We start from the raw sequence: 25,076 nt of genomic DNA on the forward strand, positions 1-25,076 counted from the left end.
GAAAAGGACCGCAGGGCCTTGCTTGGCGATCTCGCGCCGCTCCTCTGGCGCCTGGCTGATCGCCGCGAATCTTAAAGAGCCACGCGGTGCGCTCGAATCAGTCGCGCTTTGGCTCCAGCAAGTCAAACGACAGGACTCTGATCTGCATGTCGGCGCTATAGACGAATCCAACCCGAGCACTGGGATGCAGGTGCTCCGGCAGGCGGTAGCTCTCCCAGGCGTTGAGCATGCGTTGCCCATCGGCTGATGGCCTGCGTTCCCCCGAGCGCAGGGGCGTGCCCAGCAGCTCGCGAATGTCGGCGTGGGTCATGCTGCGTGAGAACGGGGCGGGCAGTTCGCCGCTGTAGAACGAGCGCCCCTGTTCAAGGGGCATGAGTTCGATCAGGACCTTTTCCAGGGCCAGGCTGTCTTCCCAGAAGTCCAGCATCAGGCCGGGCTCGACGACCACGGTCAGCCATTCGAATTCGTCGTAGAGCTTGCCCGTCGGACGCTCGATGCGCTCTCCCCGGGCGATCAGTTCTGCATGGCTGAGCCCGAGGTTGCTTACCCAGCGGCTGATCGTTTTAGCGTCCATGTCTTCTCCATTGTCCTGTGCTGAGTGGGGGATTCGTTGGCGCGGGTGGCGTCGGCGGCCGATCTTAGCCGGTCGAAAAGACGAATGGTTCTGTTGTGAGACAAAGAAAGCCGCCTGCTGTGCTGGCAGGCGGTTGGTTTGAGGACCGCTGTCAGGCCGGTTGTGGCGCTGTGTCGAGCTGGGCCCTGGCCTGATAACTGGCCGGGCTGAAGATTCGCGTCAACAGCAGCATCGCCAGGACACCGACGATCAGCACCCACCAGGCGCTGGCAAAGCTGCCGGTGACTTGCCGCAGCCAGCCGCTGAGCCAGGGTGAGATGGCGTTGAGCAGAAAACCCACGCCCTGGACAAAGGCCGCCAGTTGTCCGGCTTCCCGGGGATCGCGGCGGTGATCCAGGGTCAGGATCAGGCTCAGGGCAAAGCACGCTCCGAGGCCGAAGCCGATCAGCGCCACCCACAGGTGCGGGCTCTGCAAGGGCCACAGCACCAGCCCGAGAAAACCTGCGGCCTGGGCCGCGAGGCTGATGCCCAGTAGCGGGCGGCGGTCGCTGCTGCGCTGGGCCAGGGCGGGCATCAGCAGGGCGGCGGTGACTTGGAAAATCGTCATGAAGGCCAGCAGCGAGCCGCTCTGGGTAGCGCTCCAACCCAGCTGCAGGTAGTAGGCCGGCAGCCACGCCACCATGCTCATGTAGCCGCAGTTCACCAGGCCGAAATACAGCGCCAGCAGCCAGGCACGGCGGTTGTTCCAGAGCCCGGTCCTGGCCACCGGGAGGCCGTTGCGGCGTCCGGCGCCCAGGGGCAGGCACTGCCACAGCAGCAGGGCGGCCATGGCCGGCAGCACCCAGATGCCCAGCCCCATTTGCCAGTGGGCGAAGTGGCTGGCCACCTGCGGGCTGAGCAGGGCGGCGATGCCGCCACCGCCCATCAGTGAGGCCGAGTAGACGCCCATGGCCAGCGCCACGCGCTGTTGAAACTGGCGCTTGATCAGCGCCGGCACCAGGGCCTGGATCAAGGCCACGCCGGCGCCGCCGAGCAGGGCGGTGGCGAGCAAGGCCGCGGCCTGGTCGAAGAACAGCCGCGCCAGGCAGGCCAGTAGCACCAGCACTAAACCCAGGGACACGCCGCGGCGTTCGCCGAGTCGGGCTTCGATCCGTACCCCGAGCAAGGCCACCAGGCCCATGCAGATCACCGGCAGGCTGGTGAGCCAGGCGCTGCTCTGGAAGCTCATGCCGGTGGCCCCGCGAATTTCGTTGAGCAATGGGCTGACCGAACTGAGGATCGGTCGCAAGTTCAGGCCCAGGCACACCAGCAGCGCCCAGCCGGCGAAGGTCTTGAAGGCCGATTCAGTTCGCGGCATGGCGCGCCTGCCAATCCTGGTACAGGGCGGTCATGGCCGCCTGGGGCAGGTGCAGCAGCGGCAAGCGCTGTGCTTCCAGGGGCTGGCTCAGCTCTTGGTAGATGGCCGCGGTGGACAGGCCGAACGGCTGCGCCTGTTCATTGCTGGCAGCGAACACGGCGCGGGATACGCCGCACAGGTACATGGCGGCCAGGCACATGGGGCAGGGCTGGCCGCTGGCGTAGATCACGCAGTCGTCCAGGCGTGGGCCCAGTTGCTGGCTGGCGGCGCGGATGGCGAGCATTTCGGCGTGGGCGGTGGGGTCCTGGCTGAGGTGGATTTCATTCACCGCCTCGGCCAGCACCCGGCCGTTGCGCACCAGCAGCGCGCCGAACGGGCGGCCGCCCTGTTCGACATTGCGTCGGGCCAGTGCCATGGCCTGTTGCAGGTAGTGCTGATCGTCGTGCATGGAGGGCTCCTTCAAAGGGGGGCAGGGGTTACGCCGCGCCGGCATCGCGCAGCAGCTTGGCAATGGCGCTCTGGCCACGGCGCTCGGCCTGTTGCAGCGGGCTGATGCCGGCACGATCCGGCAGGTTCAGGTCGGCGCCGGCGGCAATCAGCTGGGCGACGATCTGCTGGTGCGCCGGCCCGCCGTCGGACAGCACGATGGCTTCCATCAGGCAGGTCCAGCCCAGGTGGTTGACGTGGTTCAGGTCGACGCCGGCTTCGATCAGCAGGCGCACGGTTTCCACGTGGCCGCGCTCGCAGGCCGGGATCAGGGCAGTACCGCCGTAGCGGTTGGTGCTCTTGAGGTCGGCGCCGTGGGCCAGGGTCAGCTTGAGGATCTCGTTGTGGCCGCTGGCGCCGGCCAGCAGGTAGGGGCTGTCCTGGATCAGGTTCTTGCGGTTGACGTCGGCCCCGGCTTCGATCAGCGCGCGGGCGATGTCGATACGGTTATCGCGGGTGGCCACCAGCAGCGGGCTGCTGCCGTCCAGGCCACGCTCGTCGAGAGATGCGCCTTGCTGGATCAGTTGCTGCACCTGCTGTAACCGACCCTTGCGTACTGCATCCAGCAGCGAGTTGTCGTTGGCCATGACCACCCCCGCCGTTAACAGACCTATGGCCATCAGGCCGCGTTTGAAGGACCGCTTGAGCGGCATGGGAACCTCCCGTTCCTGCTGGTGAACGGGGAGTATGGTGAAGCCCTTGGGTATTCTGAAATTAAATATAATCATGCCAATCAGTGGCTATCAGAATGGTGATGAGCAATGTTCGATCCCGTGTTGCTGCGCAGTTTCGTGGCGGTTGCCGACTGCCAGAACTTCACCCGCGCGGCCGAGCGCCTGCACTTGACCCAGTCCACCGTGAGCCAGCAGGTGCGGCGCCTGGAGGAAAGCCTGGGCTGCCAGTTGCTTGACCGCGATCAGCGCCGGGTGGTGGCCACGGTGGAGGGCGAGCGCCTGCTGGCCTATGCCCGGCGCATCCTGGCTCTGCATGAGGAGGCCAGCGACGTATTGATCAACCAGCGCGGCGAGGAAGTGCTGCGCCTGGGGGTGCCGGAAGACTTTGCCGCCGAGCGCCTGATGCCGATGCTCTCGCGCTTTGGCCTGGATTATCCGGTGGTGCGCCTGGAGGTCACCAGTGGTCTGGGACCGGAATTGCTGCGCCAATTCCGCCGTGGCGAGTTCGACCTGTTGCTGGTCAAGCAGATGGGCCACAGCGATGACTGCGTGGACTCCTGGCCCGAGCCTTTGTGCTGGGTCGACAGTCTGCGCCAGCCGGCCTTGGGCCGCGATCCGCTGCCGCTGGTGGCGTTCCCGGTGGGAGGTTTGTATCGCCAGGAAATGCTTCACCACCTGGAAGTCGGCGGCTGGCCGTGGCGCATCGCCTATTCCAGTGCCAGCCTGGCCAGCGTCTGTTCGGCAGTGGCGGCGGGCCTGGGCATCAGCCTGTTGCCGGTGCGGGTGCTGGGCAAGGGGCATCGGATTCTCGATGCCGCCAGCGGTTTGCCGGATATCCAGGGCGTGCGCCTGGCGTTGTACGCCGGCAGTGGCCTGAGTCGGGCTGGCAAGGCATTACAGGAGCAGTTGCGAACAGTGGCCAGTGTCAAGCCGCAAGTTGAAACCACCGGGAAGTTATAAGTGTTCTTGTTTCTGTCATAACTTATAGAGAGCCGATTGCAGGCTATAGCTATTTAATTAGTTGTTGCTCAAGTTTGTTTTGGACAGAGTTATAAACGCCGACCATGCTGGGTTTGTGAGTTCCAGGAGGAACTTGCTTCATTGGACGAAACATTCAACTGCATAAGGAAACCCGCATTATGTCGAGCATCAATGGAACCTATGTAAACTCCAACGCTGACGCCCGTCTGGTCGTGACCGACGGCAACGACTCCAACGGTTCGTTCAGCGGTGAGTTGACCCAGGCTGGGGTCAAGTACAGCGTCGCCGGGCATTACCACTTCCAGAACAGCACCGGGCAGCCGACCATCATCAATGTTTCCGGCTACAACGATGGCTACGGTTACCAGGCCTGGGCGCTGTTCTCACCCGATCACAATTATTCCCGGTTGCGCGCCTCCGGTGCCCGCAGCAACTTCAGCGGCGATGTGGTCGGCCTGAGCGGTGAGTTCGTCAAGCAATAACAAGCTCGATAATAAACAGCCGCTGAATACGCGCTGCCTTATATAAGGTGGCGTGCCGGTTCAGCGGCTTTGTCGTGTCCGCTGGTAAAGTTAATTAAGTACATGGGTGCTGAAGTTGGTTTCGAGTGCGATGGGGCTCTATTGTTTCTCTGCACTAACAGGCCTGTTTCGATGCTTTGCGGGAATATTTTCAATGCCTGCAAGGCATGGCGTTTTTCCCTCTTGGCTACAGCCCTTGAATCACGTGGCCTGAGCTGTTCCGGGTGAATTCAATATTCCGTTTCAATCTATCTATAACTTGAAAGATTACTTTAAGAGATAAGAGCGGGGCACTGATCATTGACCCCGCGGCACCGTTGCGTGGGGGGTTGTTCAAGCACTGGTGCCGGGTTTTTCAAAAGATCGTAGGGAGTGAATCCATGGGCAATGTCCAGACCGCCGCCAGTGCACATGAGGTGCTGAGGCGCCAGGCACCGAGCGGCGAGTTGGTCGACCTCGGCCGGCCCCACCGCTCGCCGCTGGGCCAACTGCGTCTGCAACGGACGCCCAAGGGGGTATTGCGGCGTCGTGAGGCGATTCTCCTGGGCGTCGCGGCCCTGGTATTGCACGGTGCAGTGATCTACTGGCTGAGCCAGAAACCGACCCCGGTGCTGCCCATCGTGCCGCCGGAAATCCCGCCCATGACCATCGAATTCTCGCACCCGGCGCCGCCCGTGGTGGAGCCACCTGTGCCTGTGCCGGTACAACCGGTGGTGGAGCCGCCACCGCCGGTGGAGGACGAGTTGGCGGTCAAGCCGCCACCGCCCAAGCCGGTGCCTAAACCCAAGCCTAAACTGGTGCCCAAGCCCGAGCCGAAACCCGCGCCCAAGCCGGTGCAGCAGACCCCGGCGCCGCCGCAACCTGCGGCGCCGGTAGCCGCCCCGGCAGCGCCCGCGCCACCGGCTCCGGCCCCCGTGACCCCGGCTTCAGCCAGCGCCGCGTACCTGAAGAACCCGGCGCCGGAATACCCGTCTCTGGCGCAGCGCCGGGGCTGGGAAGGTACGGTGCTGCTGCGGGTGCATGTGCTGGCCAGCGGCAAGCCGGGGGAGATCCAGATCCAGAAGAGCAGCGGTCGCCAGCAGCTCGACGATGCGGCCCTGGCTGCGGTCAAGCGCTGGAGCTTCGTTCCGGCCAAGCAGGGCGACGTGGCCCAGGACGGCTGGGTCAGCGTCCCCATCGACTTCAAGATTCATTGAGCCGCAAGGCCGATCAACCAACACGCGCTAAACGCTTACACAGAGGGAACACATCATGACGTTACTGGCATCTCCACTGGAATCCATCGAAAGCGCGGTGATCTGGCTGCTGGTGGTCTTCTCCGTCGCCACCTGGGGCCTGGCCCTGGTCAAGGGCGTGCAGTTCGCCCGCCTCAAGTCCCAGGATCGCAAGTTCCACAATCAGTTCTGGGCAGCGTCCAGCCTCGACTCCGCCGCTCCCCTGAGTGAAACCCAGCCCGGCGCGGCAGCCCGGGTGGCCCAGGCCGGCTATGCGGCGATCCAGGTCGGCGACGCCCCCCATGCGGCGGACCTGAGCCAGGCAATCAACCACCAGGACCGCCTCGAACGTGCCCTGCGCCAGCAGATCGTGCGCGAGCGCCGCTCCCTGGAAACCGGCCTGGCGGTGGTCGCCAGTATCGGCAGCACCTCGCCCTTCATCGGCCTGTTCGGCACCGTGTGGGGGATCATGGAAGCCCTGAAAGGCATCAGCGCGGCGGGCTCGGCGAGCCTGGAAACCGTGGCCGGTCCCATCGGCGCGGCCCTGGTGGCCACCGGTGTGGGGATCGCCGTCGCGGTGCCGGCAGTGCTGGTCTACAACTACTTCCTGCGGCGCCTGAAGCTCACCGCCGCTGACTTGGACGACTTCGCCCACGACTTCTACAGCCTGGCGCAGAAGAACTCCTTCCGCGTGCTGATCCACCCGAGCGTGCACAAGGCTGCGGCCCAGGGCAGCCTGCAAAAAGTGCAGGAGGCGTCCTGATATGGCCTTCTCCACTCAAGACAGCGATGAGGTGCTGAGCGAGATCAACGTCACGCCCTTGGTGGACGTGATGCTGGTGCTGCTGGTGGTGTTCATCGTCACCGCGCCGCTGCTGACCAACGCCATCCCGATCAACCTGCCCAAGACCGAGGCCGTGGCTCCGGTGGAGCAGAAGGACCCGCTGGTGGTGAGCATCGACGGCGCCGGCAAACTCTTTATCAACAAGGACGAGATCCAGCCGGAGCTGCTGGAAACCAACTTGCAGGCGGCCAAGGCCAAGGACCCGCAAGTGCGGGTCCAACTGCAGGCCGACGATGGCGTCAATTACGGGGAAGTGGCCCGGGCCATGGCGTCCATCGAGCGTGCGGGTATCACCAAGCTGTCGGTGATTACCGCGCGCTGAAACCGAGCAACAAAGCCACGACTTTTCAGGCCGTCTCCTTGGCAGGGTGCGGCCTTTTTTTTGCCAGACGCTTTTAGCGTATTCCTGGGCGTGCCTGAGGCCTCATGGTTTGCCAGCGATGCGTGTTCTGTCCCTTGTCAGCGTCAGGCTCAGTACCACCGCACTGAGGATGATGCCGCCGACGATGGCCAGCGACCAATGGACCGGTATATGGAACCAGGGCGCGGCCAGCATTTTGCTTCCGATAAACACCAGCACTATGGCCAGCCCGTACTTGAGCAGATGGAACCGCTCAGCCATGTCCGCGAGCAGGAAGTACAAGGCGCGCAGGCCCATGATGGCGAATATGTTGGAGGTGAACACGATGAAGGGATCGGTGGTCACGGCGAAAATCGCCGGGATGCTATCGACCGCAAAAATCAGGTCGCTGGCCTCGATCAGCACCAGCACCAGGAACATCGGCGTCGCCCAGCGCAGGCCATTCTGGATGACAAAAAAACGCTCGCCGTGAAACTCCTGGGTGACGCGCAAGTGCTTGCGCATCCAGCGCAGTATCGGGTTTTTGTCGAGGTCGGGTTGTTGCTCGGCAAAGATCAGCATCTTGATGCCCGTGACGACCAGCAGGACTCCGAAGACGTAGAGCAGCCAGGCGAACTCCTGTACCAGCCAGACGCCGGCGAGAATCATCGCTGCACGCATGACGATGGCGCCGAGTACGCCGTACAGCAGCACGCGCCGCTGCAATGGCGGCGGTACGGCGAAATAGCTGAAGATCATCACGAAGACGAACATGTTGTCGATCGACAGTGACTGTTCGATCAGGTAGCCGGTGAGGAACTCAAGGGTTTTGCGCTGGGCGATTTGCGCACCCAGCGTATCGTTCAGATACCACCAGAGCAGACCGGCGAAGACCAATGCCAGGCTGGCCCAGGCTATGACCCAGGCCAGTGCCTCCCGGGCCGAAACCCGATGGGCCTTGCGCCCACCGAAGACAAACAGGTCAAGCGCCAGTACGGCGATGACGAAGACGATGAAAGCAGCCCACATCCAAGGTTCACCGATGTTCATCGCGGCCACGCCTCAAATGAGTTGAGGTTTATCCCCCGTGACAGTCTTGGAATGACGCACCCCGGGGGCGGATGGTTCTCATCCTAGCCAGCCGGTTTGCTCAAGAAAAAGTCGTATATTTTTGGCCGATAGTTCGATGCCGACGAATTGTTTGCGCGCAGGCAAAAGGATTGAAGGAGGCAGGCCTTATATTCTTTTGGGGTATTAATAAATAGCTTCTTATTCCTTAACGAATATAAATCCCCTCCCTATACTCGTCCGGGAACAGACACGCAGCAGGAGAGTTCCCCATGCGCAACGAATCCATTCGCTACTTGATTGTGCCGGGCTGGCAAGGATCGCCAGAAGATCATTGGCAAACCCATTGGCAGAACAGCCTGCCCAACAGTGCGCGGGTGGAGCAGGCCGATTGGCTGACGCCGCGCCGTGAAGACTGGGTGGCGGCCCTGGCCGAAGCCATCGCCATCGACGACACGCCGGTGATCCTGATTGCCCACAGCCTGGGTTGCATCACCGTGGCCCACTGGGCGGCGCGCGCGCCCGCGGCAGCGCTGCGCCAGGTGCGCGGTGCGCTGCTGGTGGCGCCGGCGGATGTCGAACGTGCGGCCTGTGCCCCGGCGCTGCGCAATTTCGCGCCGATTCCCCGGGACCTGCTGCCGTTCCCCAGCCAGGTGGTGAGTTCGGACAACGACAGCGCCGTCAGCGCGCCGCGTGCCCTGGAACTGGCCCGTGACTGGGGCGCCGAAGCCGGGATTCTGGCGGGAGCCGGGCATATCAACGTCAAGTCCGGCCACCAGCGCTGGGAGCAGGGATTCGCCTATCTCTATCGCCTGCAGAACCGCATGGAACAACACGCCCTGCGTCGTGCCTGACCGTATTTTCCCTGTTTAAACGCCCCCGTCCTCAGGCGGTTTTGGGCGGGAGTCTGCCATGAGTCCTCACACCCCTTTCGGCCAGCCGCTGCTGACCTTTCCCGATGCGGAAAAAAGCCCCCTGAGCATCCGCGCCAAGGCGCTGGTGTTCGTCGATCCACGTTCGCGACAACTGCGTGAAGAGCTGGAGCAACTGGCGCCCCGTGCGATCTCGGTGCTGATCCGGGGTGAAACCGGCACCGGCAAGGAGCTGCTGGCCCGACACATCCACCGCGCCAGCGACCGCAGCGGGCTGTTTGTCTCGGTCAACTGCGGCGCCATCAGCCCCACCTACGCCGACGCCGAACTGTTCGGCTACGCCGCCGGCAGCTTCAGCGGCTCCGCCAGCAGCCGGGCCGGCTGGTTCGGTTCGGCCAATGGTGGAACCCTGTACCTGGACGAGATCGGCGACTTGCCGCTGCCGATTCAGACCAAGCTGCTGGCAGCCCTGGAGAACCACGAAGTGACCCGGGTCGGTGCCCAGCAACCGAGCCCGGTGGACGTGCGCCTGGTGGCGGCCACCAGCATCGACCTGGCCCAGGCGGTGGCGGCGGGCAAGTTTCATGAGCGCCTGTACCGTTACCTCAGCGAGGGCCAGTTGGAGCTGCCGGCGCTGCGCGAGCGGGTCGGGGATATCGAGTCCCTGGCCGAGTATTTCCTGGGGATCTATAGCCAGCGCCTGGACCTGCCGGTGCCGCTGATCAGCGAAGCCGCGCAACAGGCCCTGGAGCGCCACAGCTGGCCGGGCAATACCCGGGAGCTGGAGAACGTCATTCACTTTGCGCTGCTGGTCAGCAGCGGCGAGGAAATCCTTCCCGAGCACCTCAACCTGCCGCCGACGCGCTCGCCGCTGGAGCAGATCGAGCTGCTGCTGCGGCAGATCGCCGAGAGCGATTCAGACGCGGATCGCCAGGCTCTCAAGCGCCTGCTGGCGGTGTAGCCGCTGCCGCAGGCTGCGACCGGCTGCGCAGCAGACGCAAAACCGTTCACCACGATCCTGCTGGATAGCCACGGAACCCCTGGCGCCGACTGCGTCGTCGTTCGCAGCCTGCGGCAGCGGCTACAGGGGCGGTGGTGGGGCGGGATGTATGAACAAAATGGAATATGAACGTGAATAAAAGATATTGTTCGGGAATAAAAAATCTCGGTATTGTCCGCTTCACGCCAGCAGTGGCACATCACTGGCACCCTTATAAGCACCTCATTTGAAGCCGTCGTCGATCCCGACACCTAAGGACCTTGCATGAAAAAAGTTCTGTTGTTCACCGCACTGGCGGCAGCCCTGAGCGCCGGTATTGCCCAGGCCGGCGAGAAGCTGGTGGTTGCCGCGACTCCGGTGCCCCACGCCGAGATTCTCGAGCTGATCAAGCCAACCCTGGCCAAGGAAGGCGTGGACCTGGAAATCAAGGTCTTCACCGACTACGTGCAACCCAACGTACAGGTCGATCAGAAGCGTCTGGACGCCAACTACTTCCAGACCCTGCCGTACCTGAAGAACTTCAACGAGGGCAAGGGCACTCACCTGGAAACCGTGATCGGTGTGCACGTCGAACCCTTCGGCGGCTACTCGAAGAAGGTCAAGTCCCTGGCCGAGCTGAAAGATGGCGCCACCATTGCCATCCCCAACGAAGGCAGCAACAGCGGCCGGGCCCTGATCCTGCTGCACAAGGCCGGTCTGATCGAGCTCAAGGACCCGAAGAACGCTGTGTCCACGCCCAAGGACATCGCCAAGAACCCGCACAACTTCAAGTTCAAGGAGCTTGAGTCGGCCATGCTGCCACGGGTCCTGGATCAGGTTGACCTGGACATGATCAACACCAACTACGCCCTGGAAGCGGGCCTGAACCCGGCCAAGGATGCGCTGGTCATCGAAGGCGCCGATTCGCCTTACGTGAACTACCTGGTGGCCCGTCCGGACAACAAGGACAGCGCGGCGATCCAGAAGCTGGCCAAGGCCCTGACCAGCCCAGAGGTCAAAACCTTCATCGAGAAGAAATACAGCGGCGCGGTACTGCCGGCGTTCTGATGAACTAGGCTACTGAAGCGACAAACCCCTTCAAGGTTTGAACGCCGACGGCTATCACAGCGTCGGCGTTTTTTATTGCGTCCGCAAAGCCGCAGGAGCCGGCCGGGCGGCGTTGCGTTTGCCGGCGAAGAGCTCCTCAGGCCGGGTACGAACCTGAAGGGCGCCTTCGCTGGCAAGCCAGCTCCTACACAAGCCAGCTCTTACACAAGTGGAGCGCTTTTGGCGGTGGCTTGGGTGGCTCGGCGCAACGCCGTCAGCCACTTCATCAGTTCATGGGGGGGCAGGGGTTGCGGGGGCTTTGTATCGGCCATGGTGGTCGTCCTTGAGGGGGGTAGCGTCCAGTGGAGGTGCGGGCGCGAAAGCTCCGTTCGACCCGGTTGAAAAGGTAGTAGCCCGGCGCCAGCCCGGCAAATCCGCGGGTTAGGTTTTTGGGTGATATCAATATGCTCTAACGGTATTTAAATTCTGCTTTTTATAGCTATAAAGTCGCGGCAGCCGGGCGGTTACCCACTGCCCCACGGACTGCACCACCGTCGCTGTACCCCAGCGGCGTTCAGGATGATTCATGACCCTCGATTACGCGTTTATCCTCAGCACCCTGCCGGCCTTTCTCAAAGCCGTGGGAGTGACCCTGCAGGTCGGCCTGATCGCCATCGGCACCTCGCTGCTGGTAGCCCTGATCAACGCCACTGTCCTGGTGTTTCGCACCCCTTACCTGCACCGCCTGATCGGCCTGTACGTGGAACTGGCGCGCAACACACCGTTGTTGATCCAGCTGTTCTTCGTCTACTTCGCCTTGCCGGCCCTGGGGATCAAGGTCTCGGGTTTTGCCGCGGCGATCATCACCATGACCTTTCTCGGCGGCGCCTACCTCACCGAAGTGCTGCGCGCCGGGGTCGAAGCCGTGCCCCAGGCGCAGCTGGAATCGGGGCGCTCCATAGGCCTGTCGCAGTGGCAGTTGCTGCGCTACGTGATCCTGCCCCAGGCCGGGATCCTCAGCCTGCCGTCGCTGTTCGCCAATTTCATTTTCCTGCTCAAGGAAACCACCGTGGTTTCGGCGGTGGCGGTGCCGGAGATTCTCTACACCACCAAGAGCTACATCGCCCTGTACTACAAGACCTACGAAATGCTCGCGGTGCTGACGCTGATCTGCGTGCTGTTGTTCTTGCCGCTGTCGCTGTTGCTCAGCCGTCTGGAAAGGAGGTTGCAACATGGCCAGTTCGGGTCTTGAGCTGTTGCTGGTGTCCTTGCCGCAACTGGCCCGGGGCGCTGCGCAGACTTTGTCGATTTCGCTGTTGAGCATTGCCTTCAGCACCCTGGGCGGGGTGCTCTACGGCGTGCTGCGCAGCCTGCAACGCAAGGTGCTGGATGTACCGTTGCGAATCTACCTGGAGCTGTTCCGGGCGATCCCGGTGCTGGTCTGGTTGTACCTGCTGTTCTTCGGCTTTCCGATCTTCTTCGGCCTCAGCATTCCCAGCTTCACCTGCGCGGTGCTGGTGCTGTCGCTGTGGGGCGCCAGCGAAGTCGGCGAGGTGGTGCGCGGGGCCCTGCAATCCCTGCCCCGGGGCCAGCGTGAAGCGGGCTTGTCCATCGGCCTCTCCGGTGCCCAGCTATACGGCTACGTCTTGCTGCCCCAGGCGCTGAAGCGCATGACGCCGCCGACCATCAACGTCTACACGCGAATCATCAAGACCAGCTCCCTGGCGGTGCTGATCGGCGTGGTGGACGTGATCAAGGTCGGCCAGCAGATCATCGAGCGCACCTACGAATCGGTGCTGATCTATGGCGTTCTGTTCCTGTTTTTCTTCTTTATCTGCTACCCGCTGTCGGCCGCCTCCCGCGTGCTGGAGCGGCGCTGGACGCAAGCATGAGCGCATTGATCGAGTTCCAGGGTTTCAACAAGTTCTTCGGCCCGCAGCAGGTGCTCAAGGAGGTCGACCTGCGCGTGGCGGCGGGGGAGGTGATCGTCATCCTCGGCCCCAGCGGCTGCGGCAAGAGCACTCTGCTGCGTTGCCTCAACGGCCTGGAAAGCGCCCACAGCGGCCATCTGCGTTTCGCCGGGCGCGAGCTGCTCAGCCCCGACACCGACTGGCGTCAGGTGCGCCAGCAGATCGGCATGGTGTTCCAGAGCTATCACCTGTTCCCCCACATGAACGTGCTGGACAACCTCCTCCTCGGGCCGCTCAAGGTGCAAAAGCGCGAGCCCCGCGAAGCTCGGGCCCAGGCCGAAGCGTTGCTGGAGCGGGTGGGCCTCTTGGACAAGCGCGAGGCCTTTCCCCGACAGCTGTCCGGCGGCCAGCAGCAACGCATCGCCATCGTCCGCTCGTTGTGCATGAACCCCCAGGTGATGCTGTTCGATGAGGTCACCGCGGCCCTTGATCCGGAGATGGTCAAGGAAGTGCTGCAGGTGATCCAGGGCCTGGCCCGGGACGGCATGACCCTGTTGATCGTCACCCATGAAATGGCCTTCGCCCGGGCCGTGGCCGACCGCATCGTGTTCATGGACGGCGGGCGCATCGTGGAACAGAACACCCCCGAGGCTTTCTTCACCAACCCGCAGAGCGCACGCGCGCAGCAGTTCCTGGAGAAGTTCTCGTTCGTTGAAGCACTGCCCAAGAAAGCCCCTAAAAAGGAACTGGAGCTCTTATGAAAACTGCCAAGTCTTCGCTGTTGTTACTGCCGCTGTTCGGTCTGGCCCTGCTGGCCGGCTGCGATAAATCCAATGATGCACCCAAGCCTGCGGCCACCGCTGCCAGCGCCGCGCCGGCGGCCGGTTACCTGGACAAGATCAAGGCTCGGGACAAGCTGATCGTCGGCGTGTTCACCGACAAGCCGCCGTTCGGTTTCGTCGATGAAACCGGGCGCTATGTGGGCTTCGATACCGACATCGGCCGCCAGTTCGCCAAGGACCTGTTGGGGGACGAGAACAAGGTGGAGTTCGTCGCCGTGGAACCGGCCAGCCGCATTCCCTTCCTGCAGAGCGACAAGGTCGACCTGATCCTGGCCAACATGACCGTGACCCCGGAGCGCAAGCAAGCGGTGGAATTCACCAACCCCAACCTCAAGGTGGCGGTGCAGGCCCTGGTGCCCGAAGGCAGCCCGGTGAAGAGCCTGGATGACCTGGCAAGCCGCACCACCATCGTCACCACCGGCACCACCGCAGACATCTGGCTGACCCAGAACCACCCGGACTGGAAACTGCTCAAGTTCGAGAAGAACACCGAGTCCCTGCAAGCCCTGGCCAATGGCCGTGGCGACGCCTACGCCCAGGACAACCTGATTCTGTTCAGCTGGTCCAAGCAGACCCCGGGCTACCGCGTATTGCCCCAGACCCTGGGCGAGCAGGCACCGATTGCCCCGGCGGTGAAGAAGGGCAACCTCGAACTGCGGGACTGGGTGAATGCCGAGCTGGCCAAGCTGGGCGAAGAAAAGTACCTGCTCAAGCTGTATGACCAGTACGTGCGCAAAGAGCTGAGCGACGACACCCCGCCTGAGAGCGTGATTGTCGAAGGCGGCAAATGGCAGGGCTGAGGCGTACTGGCGGCTGCTGAAACCGGGTCCTGAATCCACGGTGTAGCCGCTGCCGAAGGCTGCGAACGGCTCCGAAGCAGACGCCGCTCTTGAGGGCCTCGCAAGGTCCTGCGGACCTTATCGCAGCCTGCGGCAGCGGCTACAGGGTGTGGGAGGCGCGATTTTCAGTCGGGCCAGTACCAGGCCGGTTCGTCGAGCATGCGCTGGCCGACGATGCCGGTCTGGCCCAGCTCTTTCTCCAGCACGATGCAGTTGCACTCGGGGTCTTCCTGCAAGGCCGCGATCAGGCGCCGGGCGTGGGACACCACCCACACCTGGCACTGCTCTGAAGCCCTGATGATCAAGCGCGCCAGGGCCGGCAACAGGTCCGGGTGCAGGCTGGTCTCCGGTTCGTTGAGCACCATCAGGCTCGGCGGACGCGGGGTCAGCAAGGCCGCTACCAGCAACAGGTAGCGCAAGGTGCCGTCCGACAGTTCCGCCGCCGACAGCGGTCGCAACAAGCCTTCCTGGTGGAGCTGCACGCCGAACAACCCCCCGGGAACGGCATCGATTTCCAGCCGCGAATCCGGGAAGGCATCGGCGATGCTCTCGTACAGTGCCTGCTGATCGCCCACCTCGATGATGGTCTGCAACGCCGCGGCCAAGTCCCGGCCATCGTGGTGCAGCACCGGGGTGCGGGTGCCCAACTGCGGTCGGCGCGCGGGTGCCTGGCTGTCGGTACGCAAGTGGTCATAAAAACGCCAGCCACGAATCTGTTCGCGCAGATGCAGGACCTCAGGCGATGAGCTCAGGTTGCCCACCCGATCGAACAGGCTTTCGCCGCTGCTCGTATGCTGCGCCAGCACCTCCCATTGACGCCCCGTGCGGGCTCGTACCATCGGTCCCTGGCGGTCTACCAGCGCGCTTGCCGAGCGATACAGGGGCCCGCCCCAGATGCTCTCGCGCTTGATCCACGGGTCGAGAGTGAAGCGCGAGGCAATCGGCAAGCTGTGCCCGGGCAACATGAAATGACCGCTGGAGTCCGGCAGCCCCAGGCTGATCGCATAACCGAAGTCCTCACCGGCAAAGCCCAGTTGCAGACGTCTGGCGGCCTTGCGCGTTCCACCCTGGATCGCGACTTCACCCTGGCTCATGCGCCGGCTGATCCGTTCCGGCCCGGCCCACAAGGTCGAGTCCAACCCGCCTTCCTTGGCCAGGGCATTGACCACGCCGCCCTGGGCGGTCTCTGCCAGCAGGCGCAGGGCCCGGTACAGATTGGACTTGCCGCTGCCATTGGCGCCGGTGATCAGGTTCAGTCGGCCGAGGGGCATCACCAGTTTGTTGATGGAGCGGTAATTGGCCACCGCCAGGGTCTTGAGCATGCCGGGTCTCCTGTTGCGTGGTGCGCAGTGTGCCTGATTTGTAGAGCGGGAGCTTGCTCGCCACCGGCTCCGAAACCGCTGCTGTGTTTGCCCGGACAGGGGGCGCTGCAAGGCTGGCGACTACGGCGCCCAGGGGCGTCGGTCGGCCGAGCGGGAGCGGGCGCCCTCGCTACGAAAGCCCTGCTTATGAGACCTGCGTGCAAGGGTTGAACCCTGTTCTAAGCTCACAGTCGTAACGTCACTGGCGCGACGATCAAGCACAAGGAGCCTGCATGGCTGGTCTCAAATCGAGGTGGATAGTGGGGCTGAGCCTGCTGGCGCTGCTCGGCGGCTGCGGAGCGGAAAAGCCGACCGAGAAGGAACGCCCGCGGGTGCGTATCCAGCAAGTGCAGAGCAGCGATTTTGCCCCGTCGGTGACCCTCACCGGTGACGTCCAGGCTCGGGTGCAGACCGAGTTGTCGTTCCGCGTTGGCGGCAAGATCATCCAGCGTCTGGTGGATGTCGGCGACCGGGTTTCCGCCCAGCAGGTACTGGCCCGGCTCGACCCCAAGGACTTGCAGACCAACGTCGATTCCGCCGCTGCCGCGGTGTTTGCCGAACAGGCGCGGGTCAAGCAGGCCAGCGCAGCCTTCGTCCGCCAGCAGAAGCTCCTGCCCAAGGGCTACACCAGCCAGAGCGAATACGATTCGGCCCAGGCCGCCCTGCGCAGTAGCCAGAGCGCCTTGAGCGCGGCCCAGGCACAGTTGGCCAATGCCCGCGAGCAGTTGAGCTACACCGAACTGGTGGCCGAGGCGCCGGGGGTGATCACCGCGCGTCAGGCCGAGGTGGGCCAGGTGGTGCAGGCCACCATGCCGATCTTCAGCCTGGCTCGGGACGGCGAGCGCGACGCGGTGTTCAACGTCTACGAATCGCTGCTGATGCAGCCGCCGGGCCAGGAAACCATCCACGTCAGCCTGCTGGACAACCCCAAGGTGACCACCACCGGCAAGGTCCGCGAGGTGACCCCGGTGGTCTCGGCCCAGAGCGGTACGGTGCAGGTCAAGGTGGTGCTCGATTCGCTGCCGGCGGGCATGGACCTGGGCTCGGTGGTCAGTGCCACCGCCCGCGCCCACGGCAAGGCCACGGTGGTGCTGCCTTGGTCGGCCTTGACCAAGAACCTCAGCGAACCGGCGGTGTGGCTGGTGGGCGAGGACGGCAAGACCGTGCTGCACAGCGTCAAGGTCGGGCGTTACCTGACCGGCCAGGTGATCATCAGCGACGGCCTCAAGGGCGGCGAGAACGTGGTGGTGGCCGGGGGGCAGTTGTTGCACCCGGGGATGTTGGTCGAGATTGCCGGGCCGACCAAGGAACAGGGAGCACAACCATGAAGCGCCTGCTGCCGTTGTTATGGGCCAGCCTCTTGCTGCTGGGCTGCTCCAAGGAAGAACCGGCGCCGGAGCCGGTGCGTCCGGTGCTGTCGATCCAGGTGGCGCCGCAATCGGAGGAAAGCCTCGGGCGCTTTGCCGGCAACATCCAGGCCCGTTTTGAAACCAACCTGGGCTTTCGGGTGCCGGGGCGGATTGCCAGCCGCAATGTGGATGTCGGTGCCGAAGTGGGGCCCGGGGACTTGCTGGCGACCCTCGATCCCACCGACCAGCAGAACCAACTGCGGGCCGCCCAGGGCGACCTGGCCAAGGTCGAGGCGCAGTGGATCAACGCCCAGGCCAATGCCCGGCGCCAGCAGGAGCTGTTCGACCGTGGCGTCGGCGCCCAGGCGCAACTGGACATTGCCCAGACCGACTTGAAGACCACCGGCGCTTCCCTGGCTCAGGCCAAGGCGGCCGTGCGCCAGGCCCAGGACCAGCTCAACTACAGCCAACTGCGCAGCGATCACGGCGGCGTGGTCACCGCCTGGAACGCTGAAGCCGGGCAGGTGGTGACCGCCGGCCAGCAAGTGGTGACCCTGGCCCGGCCGCAGATCAAGGAAGCGGTGATCGACCTGCCGGCGACCCTGGTGGATCAACTGCCGGCGGACGTGGAGTTCAAGGTCGCGGCCCAGCTCGACCCGAGCATCAGCACCACGGCCACCGTGCGCGAGATCGAGCCCCAGGCCCAGAGCGCGACCCGTACCCGTCGCGCCCGCCTGACCCTCAAGGACACTCCCGAGGCCTTTCGCCTGGGCACCGCCATCAGCGTGACCCTGAGCTCGGCCATCGAACCGCGCACCGAGTTGCCCCTGACGGCCCTGCAAGAGGTGGATGGCCAGACCCGGATCTGGGTCATCGACCCGCAGAGCCAGACCGTCGCCCCCCGGGAGATCAAAGTGCTCAGCCGCGACAGCGATTCGGCGCTGATCAGCCAGGGGGTCAAGCCCGGCGAGCGCATCGTCAGCGCCGGGGTCAACAGCCTCAAGCCGGGGCAGAAAGTCAAAGTCGATGAGGGCCGCGCACAATGACGCCTGACAGCAAAGGGAGCTTCAACCTGTCCGAGTGGGCGATCAAGCATCAGTCCTTCGTCTGGTACCTGATGTTTGTTGCGCTGCTGATGGGGGTGTTTTCCTACCTGAACCTGGGGCGTGAGGAAGACCCGTCCTTCACCATCAAGACCATGGTCATCCAGACTCGCTGGCCAGGCGCGACCCAGGAAGAAACCCTGAAGCAGGTCACCGACCGCATCGAGAAAAAACTCGAAGAGCTGGACTCGCTCGACTACGTGAAAAGCTATACCCGCCCCGGCGAGTCGACGGTGTTCGTCAACCTGCGCGACACCACCAGTGCCAAGGACATTCCCGAGATCTGGTATCAGGTGCGCAAGAAGATCAACGACATCCGCGGCGATTTCCCCCAGGGCTTGCAGGGCCCGGGTTTCAACGATGAGTTCGGCGATGTGTTCGGCTCGATCTACGCCTTCACCGCCGACGGCCTGAGCATGCGCCAACTGCGTGACTACGTGGAGCAGGTACGCGCCGAGATCCGCGAAGTGCCGAACCTGGGCAAGGTGGAGATGGTCGGTGAGCAGGACGAAGTCATCTACCTCAACTTCTCCACGCGCAAGCTGGCGGCCCTGGGCATCGACCAGCGCCAGGTCCTGCAAAGCCTGCAAGCGCAGAACGCGGTGACCCCGGCCGGGGTGATCGAGGCCGGGCCGGAGCGGATCTCGGTGCGCACCTCGGGGCAGTTCGCCTCGGAGAAGGACCTGGCCACGGTCAACCTGCGCCTCAACGACCGCTTCTATCGCCTGGCCGACATCGCCGACATCAGTCGCGGCTACGTCGACCCTGCCACCCCGCTGTTCCGTTTCAACGGCCAGCCGGCCATCGGCCTGGCCATTGCCATGAAGAAGGGCGGCAACATCCAGGAATTCGGCAAGGCCCTGCATGCGCGCATGAATGAGCTGACCGCCGACCTGCCGATCGGCATCGGCGTGCACAAGGTCTCGGATCAGGCCGAGGTGGTGCAGGAAGCGGTGGGCGGTTTCACCAGCGCCTTGTTCGAGGCGGTGATCATCGTCCTGGTGGTGAGCTTCATCAGCCTTGGGATGCGCGCCGGGCTGGTGGTGGCCTGCTCGATTCCGCTGGTGCTGGCCATGGTCTTCGTGTTCATGGAGTACAGCGGCATCACCATGCAGCGGATCTCCCTGGGGGCCTTGATCATCGCCCTGGGGCTGCTGGTGGACGACGCCATGATCACCGTGGAAATGATGGTCACGCGCCTGGAGAAGGGCGAGAGCAAGGAGCAGGCGGCGACCTTTGCCTACACCTCCACCGCCTTCCCGATGCTCACCGGGACCCTGGTGACCGTGGCCGGCTTCGTGCCCATCGGCCTCAACGCCAGCTCCGCCGGCGAGTACACCTTCACCCTGTTCGCGGTGATCGCCGTGGCCATGCTGGTGTCGTGGATCGTCGCGGTGCTGTTTGCCCCGGTGATCGGCATCCACATCCTCAGCACCAACGTCAAACCCCACTCCGAGGAGCCGGGGCGCGTCGGTCGCGCCTTCAATGGCGGCCTGCTGTGGGCCATGCGCAACCGCTGGTGGGCGATTGGCATCACTGTGCTGCTGTTTGCCGCGTCGGTGTTCGGCATGCGTTTTGTGCAGAACCAGTTCTTTCCGTCTTCCGACCGGCCGGAGATCCTGGTGGACCTCAACCTGCCGCAGAACGCCTCGATCGACGAGACCCGCATGGCCGTGGATCGGTTGGAAGCGACCCTCAAGGACGACCCGGACATTGAGCGCTGGAGCACTTACATCGGCGAAGGCGCGATCCGTTTCTACCTGCCCCTGGACCAGCAACTGCAGAATCCGTACTACGCCCAGCTGGTGATCGTCAGCAAGGGCCTGGAGCAGCGCACGGCCCTGACCGAGCGTTTGCGCAAGCGCCTGCGCGAAGACTTCGTCGGCATCGGCAGCTATGTGCAGGCCCTGGAAATGGGCCCGCCGGTGGGACGGCCGATCCAGTACCGGGTCAGCGGCAAGGACATCGACCAGGTGCGCAAGCACGCCATCGACCTGGCCACCGAACTGGACCGGAACCCGCACATCGGCGAGATCATCTACGACTGGAACGAGCCCGGCAAAGTGCTGCGTATCGACATCGCCCAGGACAAGGCGCGGCAACTGGGGCTGTCCTCGGAAGATGTGGCGCGGCTGATGAACAGCATCGTCAGCGGTTCTACCGTGACCCAGGTGCATGACGACATCTACCTGATCAACGTGGTCGGCCGCGCCGACGACAGTGAGCGCGACTCACCGGAAACCCTGCAGAACCTGCAGATCGTCACCCCCAATGGCACCTCGATTCCGCTGCTGGCCTTCGCCACGGTGGGCTACGAACTGGAGCAGCCGCTGGTGTGGCGCCGCGACCGCAAACCCACCATCACCATCAAGGCGGCGGTGCGCGACGCGATCCAGCCCACCGACCTGGTCAAGCAATTGCAGCCGGACATCGACCAGTTTGCCGCGCAGTTGCCTGCCGGCTACTCGGTGGCTACCGGCGGCACCGTGGAGGAAAGCAGCAAGGCCCAGGGTCCGATTGCCAAGGTGGTGCCGCTGATGCTGTTCCTCATGGCGACCTTCCTGATGATCCAGTTGCACAGCGTGCAGAAGCTGTTCCTGGTGGCCAGCGTCGCGCCCCTGGGGCTGATTGGCGTGGTCCTGGCCCTGGTGCCCACCGGCACGCCCATGGGCTTTGTGGCGATCCTCGGGATTCTCGCGCTAATCGGCATCATCATCCGCAACTCGGTGATCCTGGTGACCCAGATCGACGAATACGAGCGCGAGGGTTATCACCCCTGGGACGCGGTACTGGAAGCCACCCACCATCGGCGTCGACCTATCCTGCTGACCGCCGCCGCGGCCAGCCTGGGGATGATCCCGATTGCCCGGGAAGTGTTCTGGGGGCCGATGGCCTACGCCATGATCGGCGGCATCATCGTCGCCACCTTGCTGACCCTGCTGTTCCTCCCGGCGCTGTATGTGGCCTGGTACAAAATCAAGGAGCCCAGCAAAGACACTCCTGGCCCCACAGCCCTGTAGGAGCTGGCTTGCCAGCGAAGAGGCCCGAGAGGCGGGCGCCTGATCTGGGACCGCCTTCGCCGGCAAGCCGGCTCCTCCGAGGTTGGCGGTATTGCGAATGGCGTAGGCATCCCACGGCCATTTAGGCGCTGGCTTGCCAGCGAAGGGGCCCGGGAGGCGGGCGCCTGATCTGGAACCGCCTTCGCCGGCAAGCCGGCTTCTATGGGGGAAGTGTGGCGGGGGGCTCAGGCTTTGCGCCAGACGCTGGCCAGCCAGGGTTGCTGTTCCCGGGGCAGACCGGCGGGGCGGTAGTAATGCTCCAGCTCGACAAAGCCTGCCTCGGTCAGCAACGCCTGCCAGCTTGCGAGGTCGTGGTAGGCACCGTAGCGCGGGCCGTTCCAGCCTTCCTGGTTGTCGCCGCGTGGGTTGGAGCTGAACAGCACGCCACCGTCCTTGAGGCTGGCATGCAGTTGCTTGAGCACCCGCGGCAGTTCCTGGCGGGGAATGTGGAACAGCACTGCGTTGGCGAAGATGCCGTCGAAGCGGGCCTCCGGCAGATCAAGCTTGAGAAAGTCCTGCTGCCAGACTTCGCAGCCGCTGTCGTCCCGGGCCATCTGGGCGAAACGCTCGCAACCGTCGAGGCCGATGGCGACATGGCCCCGGCGAGTGAAGGTCTGCAGATCGCGCCCCGGACCGCAGCCAAAATCCAGCACGGTGAAGGGCGCCGGGCCCTGGATATGCCGCAGCAGCGCGTCGATGTTCTGGCTGACGTCGTGGTCGCGGGTGCCTTCACGAAAGTCTTCGGCCACCTGCTGGTAGTGGCCGAGGGTGGTGGCGGTGATGGTGTCTAGGTCGTCTGGAGCAAGTTTCATGGCGGGCTGCATGGCGTGAAGAGGAATGGCCCGAATATACCCCATGCACCCTGTAGCCGCTGCCGAAGGCTGCGAACGGCTCCGCAGGAGACGCCGCTCTTGAGGGCCTCGCAAGGTCCAGCGGACCTTGTCGCAGCCTGCGGCAGCGGCTACACGGGGTGCCACTAGCGCTTGTTCAGCACCCGCGCCAGTCGGTCGCCGCCCAGCTGGATCGCCGCCACCAGGATCACCAGCAGCACGATCACCGTGAGCATGATCTGGCTGTCGAAACGCTGGTAACCGTAGCGGTAGGCAATGTCCCCCAGCCCGCCCGCGCCAATCGCCCCGGCCATGGCCGAGGAGTTGATCATGGTCACCAGGGTGATGGTGAAACCGCCGACGATGCCCGGCAGCGCTTCCGGCAGCAGCACGTGCCAGACAATGTGCCAGCGTCGGCAGCCCATGGCCTGGGCCGCTTCGATCAGGCCGTGATCGACTTCCCGCAGGCTCACTTCGGCGATGCGCGCAAAGAACGGCGTGGCGGCGATGGTCAGCGGCACCACCGCCGCCCACACGCCGTAGGTGGTGCCGACGATCAGCCGGGTAAAGGGGATCAGCGCCACCATCAGGATCAGGAACGGAATCGAGCGGAACAGGTTCACGAAAGCCCCCAGGGCCCGGTTCAGGTTCGGCGCTTCATAGATCCCGCCCTTGCCGCTGGTGACCAGGATCACCGCCAGGGGAATCCCCGCCAGCAGGGCAATCAGCGAGGACACGCCGACCATCAGCAGGGTGTCGAGGACGCCCTGCAACAAGCGATCAAACCACATAGCCCAGTACCTCCACTTGCTGTGCCCATTGCCCGGCGCGTTGACGCAGTTCCGCCGCCCCCAGGGACGAGCCCTGGACGGCCAGCAGCAGTTGCCCCAGGGCGTGGCCCTGGATGCGTTCGACGCCACCTTGCAGCAGGCGCACGCGGCCGCCCAGGGCGCCGAACAGCGCCGCCAGGTCCGGCTCCTCAGTCTGGCTGCCGGTAAAGCGCAGGCTCAGCACCACGGCGGCCTCGGACGATTGCGCATGACTGCGCAGGCGGCTTTGCAGCTCGGGCGGCAGGCCGTGCTGCAAGGGCGCCAGCAGGGTCTTGCTGACCTCGTGTTGCGGGTTGCCGAAGACTTCCCAGACCGGCCCCTGCTCGACGATGCGCCCGTGCTCCAGCACCACCACCCGGTCGCAGATCTCGCGGATCACCGCCATCTCGTGGGTGATGAGGATGATGGTCAGGCCCAGGCGCTGGTTGATCTCTTTGAGCAGGGCGAGGATCGACTGGGTGGTTTCCGGGTCCAGGGCCGAAGTGGCTTCGTCGCACAGCAGGATCTCGGGATCGTGGACCAGGGCCCGGGCGATGCCCACCCGCTGCTTCTGGCCGCCGGACAGTTGCGCCGGGTAGGCCTGGTGCTTGTCCTTGAGGCCCACCAGTTCCAGCAGTTCGCGGACCTTGCGCTGGCGCTCGGCCTTGGGCACCCCGGCCACCTTCAGCGGCAGCTCGACGTTGTGCCACACGGTCTTGGCCGACATCAGGTTGAAGTGCTGGAAGATCATGCCGATGCGTCGGCGCAGGGCCACCAGGCGGTCTTCGTCGAAATCGCCGATGTCCACCTGATCGATCAGCACCCGGCCGCTGCTGGGTTGCTCCAGGCGGTTGATGGTGCGGATCAGCGACGATTTGCCGGCGCCGCTGCGGCCGATGATGCCGAACACCTCGCCGCGCTGGATCGAAAGGTCGATGCCGTGCAGGGCCTGCACCGGGCCCTGCTGGCCCTGGTAGGTCTTGCCCAGGCCGATGAAGCGCACCTGGGCGCGGTTCAGCTCGGGGTGCAGCTCGGTCTGCTCGGCGCTCTTTGGCGCAGTTTCCGGCAGCTTGCGCTGCAGCGTCGCGACACTCATCTCAACCTTCCCAGCCGGCTTGGTAGAGCTTGCCGTGGGCTTTATCCAGGGCGGCCCGAACGGCTGGCGAGTGTTGGTAGATATCGACGAACTTGATCAGCCGCGGGTCGTTCTTGCTCTTGGGCTGGATCACGAACTGGATCACGTACTCCTTGTGGTCCAGGCCGTCGAACAGCAGCGCCGAGCCGGCGTCGAAGGTCTTGGCCAGACGGATGTAGGCCGGGTAGCCCTGGACCAGGTCGGCGTCGTCATAGGCGCGCACCAGTTGCACGGCTTCGACCTGGAGGATCTTGATCTGCTTCGGGTTGCTGACGATGTCGTCTTCGGTGGCCTTGTAGCCCACGCCCGGCTTGAGGGTGATCAGCCCGGCCTTGGCCAGCAGTTGCAGGCCGCGTCCGCTGTTGATCGGGTCGTTGGCGATGGCCACGCTGGCGCCTTCGGGCAGCTCGGCGAAGCTTTTGTATTTCTTCGAGTACAGGCCGACGTTGTTGATGATGCCCGGGGCGAAGGGCACCAGATCGAAACCGGCGGCGGCCTTGGCGTTTTCCAGGAAGGGGATGTGCTGGAAGTAGTTCACGTCGATGTCGCCGGCGGCCAGGCTGACGTTGGGCGCGATCCAGTCGGTGAACTCCACCAACTGCACCTTCAGGCCCTGCTTGCCGGCCTCTTCCACGGCGGCCTCCAGGGGAATGGCGAAGGCGGCGGTGGTGCCGACCTTGAGCGGTGCGTCGGCGGCGAACACGGCGCTGCTGAACAGACCGAGGGCGAGGGCCAGGGCTTTGACCGGGTGGCGCAGGAGCGTGGTTTTCATGGTGGTTACTTCCAGTCAATCCGAATGAGGAGGTTGAACAATTGCGTTTGGGTGTGGCGAAGACCGCTGTCTGTGGCGAGAGCGCTTGCTCCCGCTGGGCCGCATCGCGG

The 25,076-nt window shown here is 64.2% G+C and carries 25 protein-coding genes; 15 read left to right on the plus strand and 10 right to left on the minus strand.

Annotation, left to right across the window (positions count from 1 at the left end; translation table 11 throughout):
• Positions 1-97 precede the first annotated feature (97 nt).
• The 4 genes from Q8O96_RS18955 to Q8O96_RS18970 form a co-directional block, all read right to left on the minus strand.
• On the minus strand, positions 98-574 hold the full coding sequence (locus Q8O96_RS18955; protein WP_115581357.1) for a DUF6392 family protein: 477 nt from the start codon (positions 572-574) through the stop codon (positions 98-100).
• Between the two features lie 151 nt (positions 575-725).
• Complete coding sequence (locus tag Q8O96_RS18960; protein WP_305949228.1) at positions 726-1,931, minus strand: CynX/NimT family MFS transporter; 1,206 nt, start codon at positions 1,929-1,931, stop codon at positions 726-728.
• On the minus strand, positions 1,918-2,379 hold the full coding sequence (locus Q8O96_RS18965; RefSeq protein ID WP_207166888.1) for a nucleoside deaminase: 462 nt from the start codon (positions 2,377-2,379) through the stop codon (positions 1,918-1,920). Before Q8O96_RS18965 ends, Q8O96_RS18960 begins: the two co-directional genes overlap by 14 nt.
• A gap of 28 nt (positions 2,380-2,407) precedes the next feature.
• Entirely contained in the window at positions 2,408-3,070 is a 663-nt protein-coding gene (locus tag Q8O96_RS18970; RefSeq protein ID WP_305949229.1) for an ankyrin repeat domain-containing protein, read from the minus strand.
• A gap of 108 nt (positions 3,071-3,178) precedes the next feature.
• On the opposite strand from Q8O96_RS18970, the gene Q8O96_RS18975 reads away from it, so the two are divergent.
• The 5 genes from Q8O96_RS18975 to Q8O96_RS18995 all read left to right on the plus strand — a co-directional run bounded on the left by Q8O96_RS18975 (position 3,179) and on the right by Q8O96_RS18995 (position 6,973).
• Positions 3,179-4,051: a LysR substrate-binding domain-containing protein gene (locus Q8O96_RS18975; RefSeq protein ID WP_305949230.1), complete on the plus strand. Its 873-nt coding sequence runs from the start codon at positions 3,179-3,181 to the stop codon at positions 4,049-4,051.
• Between the two features lie 179 nt (positions 4,052-4,230).
• The gene (locus tag Q8O96_RS18980; protein ID WP_016963092.1) at positions 4,231-4,554 is read left to right on the plus strand and encodes a hypothetical protein; all 324 of its coding nucleotides are present in this window, start codon (positions 4,231-4,233) and stop codon (positions 4,552-4,554) included.
• Between the two features lie 419 nt (positions 4,555-4,973).
• Entirely contained in the window at positions 4,974-5,789 is an 816-nt protein-coding gene (locus Q8O96_RS18985; RefSeq protein WP_305949231.1) for an energy transducer TonB, read from the plus strand.
• A 55-nt stretch (positions 5,790-5,844) separates the two neighbouring features.
• Positions 5,845-6,570, plus strand: a complete 726-nt coding sequence (locus tag Q8O96_RS18990; RefSeq protein WP_102862614.1) for a MotA/TolQ/ExbB proton channel family protein — start codon at positions 5,845-5,847, stop codon at positions 6,568-6,570.
• Position 6,571: 1 nt separating this feature from the next.
• Entirely contained in the window at positions 6,572-6,973 is a 402-nt protein-coding gene (locus Q8O96_RS18995) for a biopolymer transporter ExbD (RefSeq protein ID WP_102862615.1), read from the plus strand.
• A 102-nt stretch (positions 6,974-7,075) separates the two neighbouring features.
• On the opposite strand, the gene Q8O96_RS19000 is transcribed toward Q8O96_RS18995, so the two are convergent.
• Positions 7,076-8,041, minus strand: a complete 966-nt coding sequence (locus Q8O96_RS19000; RefSeq protein ID WP_180988556.1) for a TerC family protein — start codon at positions 8,039-8,041, stop codon at positions 7,076-7,078.
• Positions 8,042-8,331: 290 nt separating this feature from the next.
• On the opposite strand from Q8O96_RS19000, the gene Q8O96_RS19005 reads away from it, so the two are divergent.
• From Q8O96_RS19005 to Q8O96_RS19035, 7 genes are all read left to right on the plus strand, one after another.
• Complete coding sequence (locus Q8O96_RS19005; RefSeq protein ID WP_102862617.1) at positions 8,332-8,913, plus strand: alpha/beta hydrolase; 582 nt, start codon at positions 8,332-8,334, stop codon at positions 8,911-8,913.
• 58 nt (positions 8,914-8,971) lie between these two features.
• A complete protein-coding gene (locus tag Q8O96_RS19010; protein WP_102862618.1) occupies positions 8,972-9,892 on the plus strand; it encodes a sigma 54-interacting transcriptional regulator in 921 nt (306 codons plus the stop codon).
• Between the two features lie 303 nt (positions 9,893-10,195).
• Positions 10,196-10,978, plus strand: a complete 783-nt coding sequence (locus Q8O96_RS19015) for a MetQ/NlpA family ABC transporter substrate-binding protein (protein WP_102862619.1) — start codon at positions 10,196-10,198, stop codon at positions 10,976-10,978.
• A gap of 565 nt (positions 10,979-11,543) precedes the next feature.
• Complete coding sequence (locus tag Q8O96_RS19020) at positions 11,544-12,209, plus strand: amino acid ABC transporter permease (protein ID WP_102862620.1); 666 nt, start codon at positions 11,544-11,546, stop codon at positions 12,207-12,209.
• Positions 12,190-12,849: an amino acid ABC transporter permease gene (locus Q8O96_RS19025; RefSeq protein ID WP_011058612.1), complete on the plus strand. Its 660-nt coding sequence runs from the start codon at positions 12,190-12,192 to the stop codon at positions 12,847-12,849. The genes Q8O96_RS19020 and Q8O96_RS19025 overlap by 20 nt, the downstream gene beginning before the upstream one ends.
• On the plus strand, positions 12,846-13,628 hold the full coding sequence (locus Q8O96_RS19030; RefSeq protein ID WP_102862621.1) for an amino acid ABC transporter ATP-binding protein: 783 nt from the start codon (positions 12,846-12,848) through the stop codon (positions 13,626-13,628). The genes Q8O96_RS19025 and Q8O96_RS19030 overlap by 4 nt, the downstream gene beginning before the upstream one ends.
• Positions 13,625-14,509 (plus strand): transporter substrate-binding domain-containing protein, encoded by an 885-nt coding sequence (locus tag Q8O96_RS19035; RefSeq protein ID WP_305949232.1) that lies wholly within the window; start codon positions 13,625-13,627, stop codon positions 14,507-14,509. The genes Q8O96_RS19030 and Q8O96_RS19035 overlap by 4 nt, the downstream gene beginning before the upstream one ends.
• Before the next feature lie 164 nt (positions 14,510-14,673).
• Here the strand turns inward: Q8O96_RS19035 and Q8O96_RS19040 are convergent, their stop codons facing one another.
• Complete coding sequence (locus tag Q8O96_RS19040; RefSeq protein ID WP_115581363.1) at positions 14,674-15,870, minus strand: AAA family ATPase; 1,197 nt, start codon at positions 15,868-15,870, stop codon at positions 14,674-14,676.
• Between the two features lie 272 nt (positions 15,871-16,142).
• On the opposite strand from Q8O96_RS19040, the gene Q8O96_RS19045 reads away from it, so the two are divergent.
• The 3 genes from Q8O96_RS19045 to Q8O96_RS19055 are packed head-to-tail and all read left to right on the plus strand — an operon-like array spanning position 16,143 to position 21,381.
• Complete coding sequence (locus Q8O96_RS19045; protein ID WP_102882724.1) at positions 16,143-17,237, plus strand: efflux RND transporter periplasmic adaptor subunit; 1,095 nt, start codon at positions 16,143-16,145, stop codon at positions 17,235-17,237.
• On the plus strand, positions 17,234-18,304 hold the full coding sequence (locus tag Q8O96_RS19050) for an efflux RND transporter periplasmic adaptor subunit (protein ID WP_102862624.1): 1,071 nt from the start codon (positions 17,234-17,236) through the stop codon (positions 18,302-18,304). Before Q8O96_RS19045 ends, Q8O96_RS19050 begins: the two co-directional genes overlap by 4 nt.
• A complete protein-coding gene (locus Q8O96_RS19055; protein WP_102862625.1) occupies positions 18,301-21,381 on the plus strand; it encodes an efflux RND transporter permease subunit in 3,081 nt (1,026 codons plus the stop codon). The genes Q8O96_RS19050 and Q8O96_RS19055 overlap by 4 nt, the downstream gene beginning before the upstream one ends.
• A 224-nt stretch (positions 21,382-21,605) precedes the next feature.
• On the opposite strand, the gene Q8O96_RS19060 is transcribed toward Q8O96_RS19055, so the two are convergent.
• The 4 genes from Q8O96_RS19060 to Q8O96_RS19075 all read right to left on the minus strand — a co-directional run bounded on the left by Q8O96_RS19060 (position 21,606) and on the right by Q8O96_RS19075 (position 24,966).
• A complete protein-coding gene (locus Q8O96_RS19060) occupies positions 21,606-22,232 on the minus strand; it encodes a bifunctional 2-polyprenyl-6-hydroxyphenol methylase/3-demethylubiquinol 3-O-methyltransferase UbiG (RefSeq protein WP_305949233.1) in 627 nt (208 codons plus the stop codon).
• 164 nt (positions 22,233-22,396) lie between these two features.
• Positions 22,397-23,041 (minus strand): methionine ABC transporter permease, encoded by a 645-nt coding sequence (locus Q8O96_RS19065; protein WP_047300926.1) that lies wholly within the window; start codon positions 23,039-23,041, stop codon positions 22,397-22,399.
• Positions 23,031-24,155, minus strand: a complete 1,125-nt coding sequence (locus Q8O96_RS19070; protein WP_305949234.1) for a methionine ABC transporter ATP-binding protein — start codon at positions 24,153-24,155, stop codon at positions 23,031-23,033. Before Q8O96_RS19070 ends, Q8O96_RS19065 begins: the two co-directional genes overlap by 11 nt.
• Position 24,156: 1 nt before the next feature.
• Positions 24,157-24,966, minus strand: a complete 810-nt coding sequence (locus Q8O96_RS19075) for a MetQ/NlpA family ABC transporter substrate-binding protein (protein ID WP_102862629.1) — start codon at positions 24,964-24,966, stop codon at positions 24,157-24,159.
• Positions 24,967-25,076 lie beyond the last annotated feature (110 nt).

Source organism: Pseudomonas sp. LPH60 (assembly GCF_030718165.1).
GTDB lineage: Bacteria > Pseudomonadota > Gammaproteobacteria > Pseudomonadales > Pseudomonadaceae > Aquipseudomonas > Aquipseudomonas danubii.

What these genes read in the sequence shown, in the direction of transcription:
- Q8O96_RS18990 (WP_102862614.1), top strand. Translation starts at nt 5,845, where the DNA reads ATGACGTTACTGGCATCTCCACTGGAATCCATCGAAAGCGCGGTGATC.
- Q8O96_RS18960 (WP_305949228.1), bottom strand. Translation starts at nt 1,931, where the DNA reads ATGCCGCGAACTGAATCGGCCTTCAAGACCTTCGCCGGCTGGGCGCTG.
- Q8O96_RS19035 (WP_305949232.1), top strand. Translation starts at nt 13,625, where the DNA reads ATGAAAACTGCCAAGTCTTCGCTGTTGTTACTGCCGCTGTTCGGTCTG.
- Q8O96_RS19030 (WP_102862621.1), top strand. Translation starts at nt 12,846, where the DNA reads ATGAGCGCATTGATCGAGTTCCAGGGTTTCAACAAGTTCTTCGGCCCG.
- Q8O96_RS19045 (WP_102882724.1), top strand. Translation starts at nt 16,143, where the DNA reads ATGGCTGGTCTCAAATCGAGGTGGATAGTGGGGCTGAGCCTGCTGGCG.
- Q8O96_RS18980 (WP_016963092.1), top strand. Translation starts at nt 4,231, where the DNA reads ATGTCGAGCATCAATGGAACCTATGTAAACTCCAACGCTGACGCCCGT.
- Q8O96_RS19060 (WP_305949233.1), bottom strand. Translation starts at nt 22,232, where the DNA reads ATGAAACTTGCTCCAGACGACCTAGACACCATCACCGCCACCACCCTC.
- Q8O96_RS19065 (WP_047300926.1), bottom strand. Translation starts at nt 23,041, where the DNA reads ATGTGGTTTGATCGCTTGTTGCAGGGCGTCCTCGACACCCTGCTGATG.
- Q8O96_RS18955 (WP_115581357.1), bottom strand. Translation starts at nt 574, where the DNA reads ATGGACGCTAAAACGATCAGCCGCTGGGTAAGCAACCTCGGGCTCAGC.
- Q8O96_RS18970 (WP_305949229.1), bottom strand. Translation starts at nt 3,070, where the DNA reads ATGCCGCTCAAGCGGTCCTTCAAACGCGGCCTGATGGCCATAGGTCTG.
- Q8O96_RS19070 (WP_305949234.1), bottom strand. Translation starts at nt 24,155, where the DNA reads ATGAGTGTCGCGACGCTGCAGCGCAAGCTGCCGGAAACTGCGCCAAAG.
- Q8O96_RS19055 (WP_102862625.1), top strand. Translation starts at nt 18,301, where the DNA reads ATGACGCCTGACAGCAAAGGGAGCTTCAACCTGTCCGAGTGGGCGATC.
- Q8O96_RS19010 (WP_102862618.1), top strand. Translation starts at nt 8,972, where the DNA reads ATGAGTCCTCACACCCCTTTCGGCCAGCCGCTGCTGACCTTTCCCGAT.
- Q8O96_RS19040 (WP_115581363.1), bottom strand. Translation starts at nt 15,870, where the DNA reads ATGCTCAAGACCCTGGCGGTGGCCAATTACCGCTCCATCAACAAACTG.
- Q8O96_RS19075 (WP_102862629.1), bottom strand. Translation starts at nt 24,966, where the DNA reads ATGAAAACCACGCTCCTGCGCCACCCGGTCAAAGCCCTGGCCCTCGCC.
- Q8O96_RS19000 (WP_180988556.1), bottom strand. Translation starts at nt 8,041, where the DNA reads ATGAACATCGGTGAACCTTGGATGTGGGCTGCTTTCATCGTCTTCGTC.
- Q8O96_RS19020 (WP_102862620.1), top strand. Translation starts at nt 11,544, where the DNA reads ATGACCCTCGATTACGCGTTTATCCTCAGCACCCTGCCGGCCTTTCTC.
- Q8O96_RS18985 (WP_305949231.1), top strand. Translation starts at nt 4,974, where the DNA reads ATGGGCAATGTCCAGACCGCCGCCAGTGCACATGAGGTGCTGAGGCGC.
- Q8O96_RS18995 (WP_102862615.1), top strand. Translation starts at nt 6,572, where the DNA reads ATGGCCTTCTCCACTCAAGACAGCGATGAGGTGCTGAGCGAGATCAAC.
- Q8O96_RS19025 (WP_011058612.1), top strand. Translation starts at nt 12,190, where the DNA reads ATGGCCAGTTCGGGTCTTGAGCTGTTGCTGGTGTCCTTGCCGCAACTG.
- Q8O96_RS19005 (WP_102862617.1), top strand. Translation starts at nt 8,332, where the DNA reads ATGCGCAACGAATCCATTCGCTACTTGATTGTGCCGGGCTGGCAAGGA.
- Q8O96_RS19015 (WP_102862619.1), top strand. Translation starts at nt 10,196, where the DNA reads ATGAAAAAAGTTCTGTTGTTCACCGCACTGGCGGCAGCCCTGAGCGCC.
- Q8O96_RS18965 (WP_207166888.1), bottom strand. Translation starts at nt 2,379, where the DNA reads ATGCACGACGATCAGCACTACCTGCAACAGGCCATGGCACTGGCCCGA.
- Q8O96_RS18975 (WP_305949230.1), top strand. Translation starts at nt 3,179, where the DNA reads ATGTTCGATCCCGTGTTGCTGCGCAGTTTCGTGGCGGTTGCCGACTGC.
- Q8O96_RS19050 (WP_102862624.1), top strand. Translation starts at nt 17,234, where the DNA reads ATGAAGCGCCTGCTGCCGTTGTTATGGGCCAGCCTCTTGCTGCTGGGC.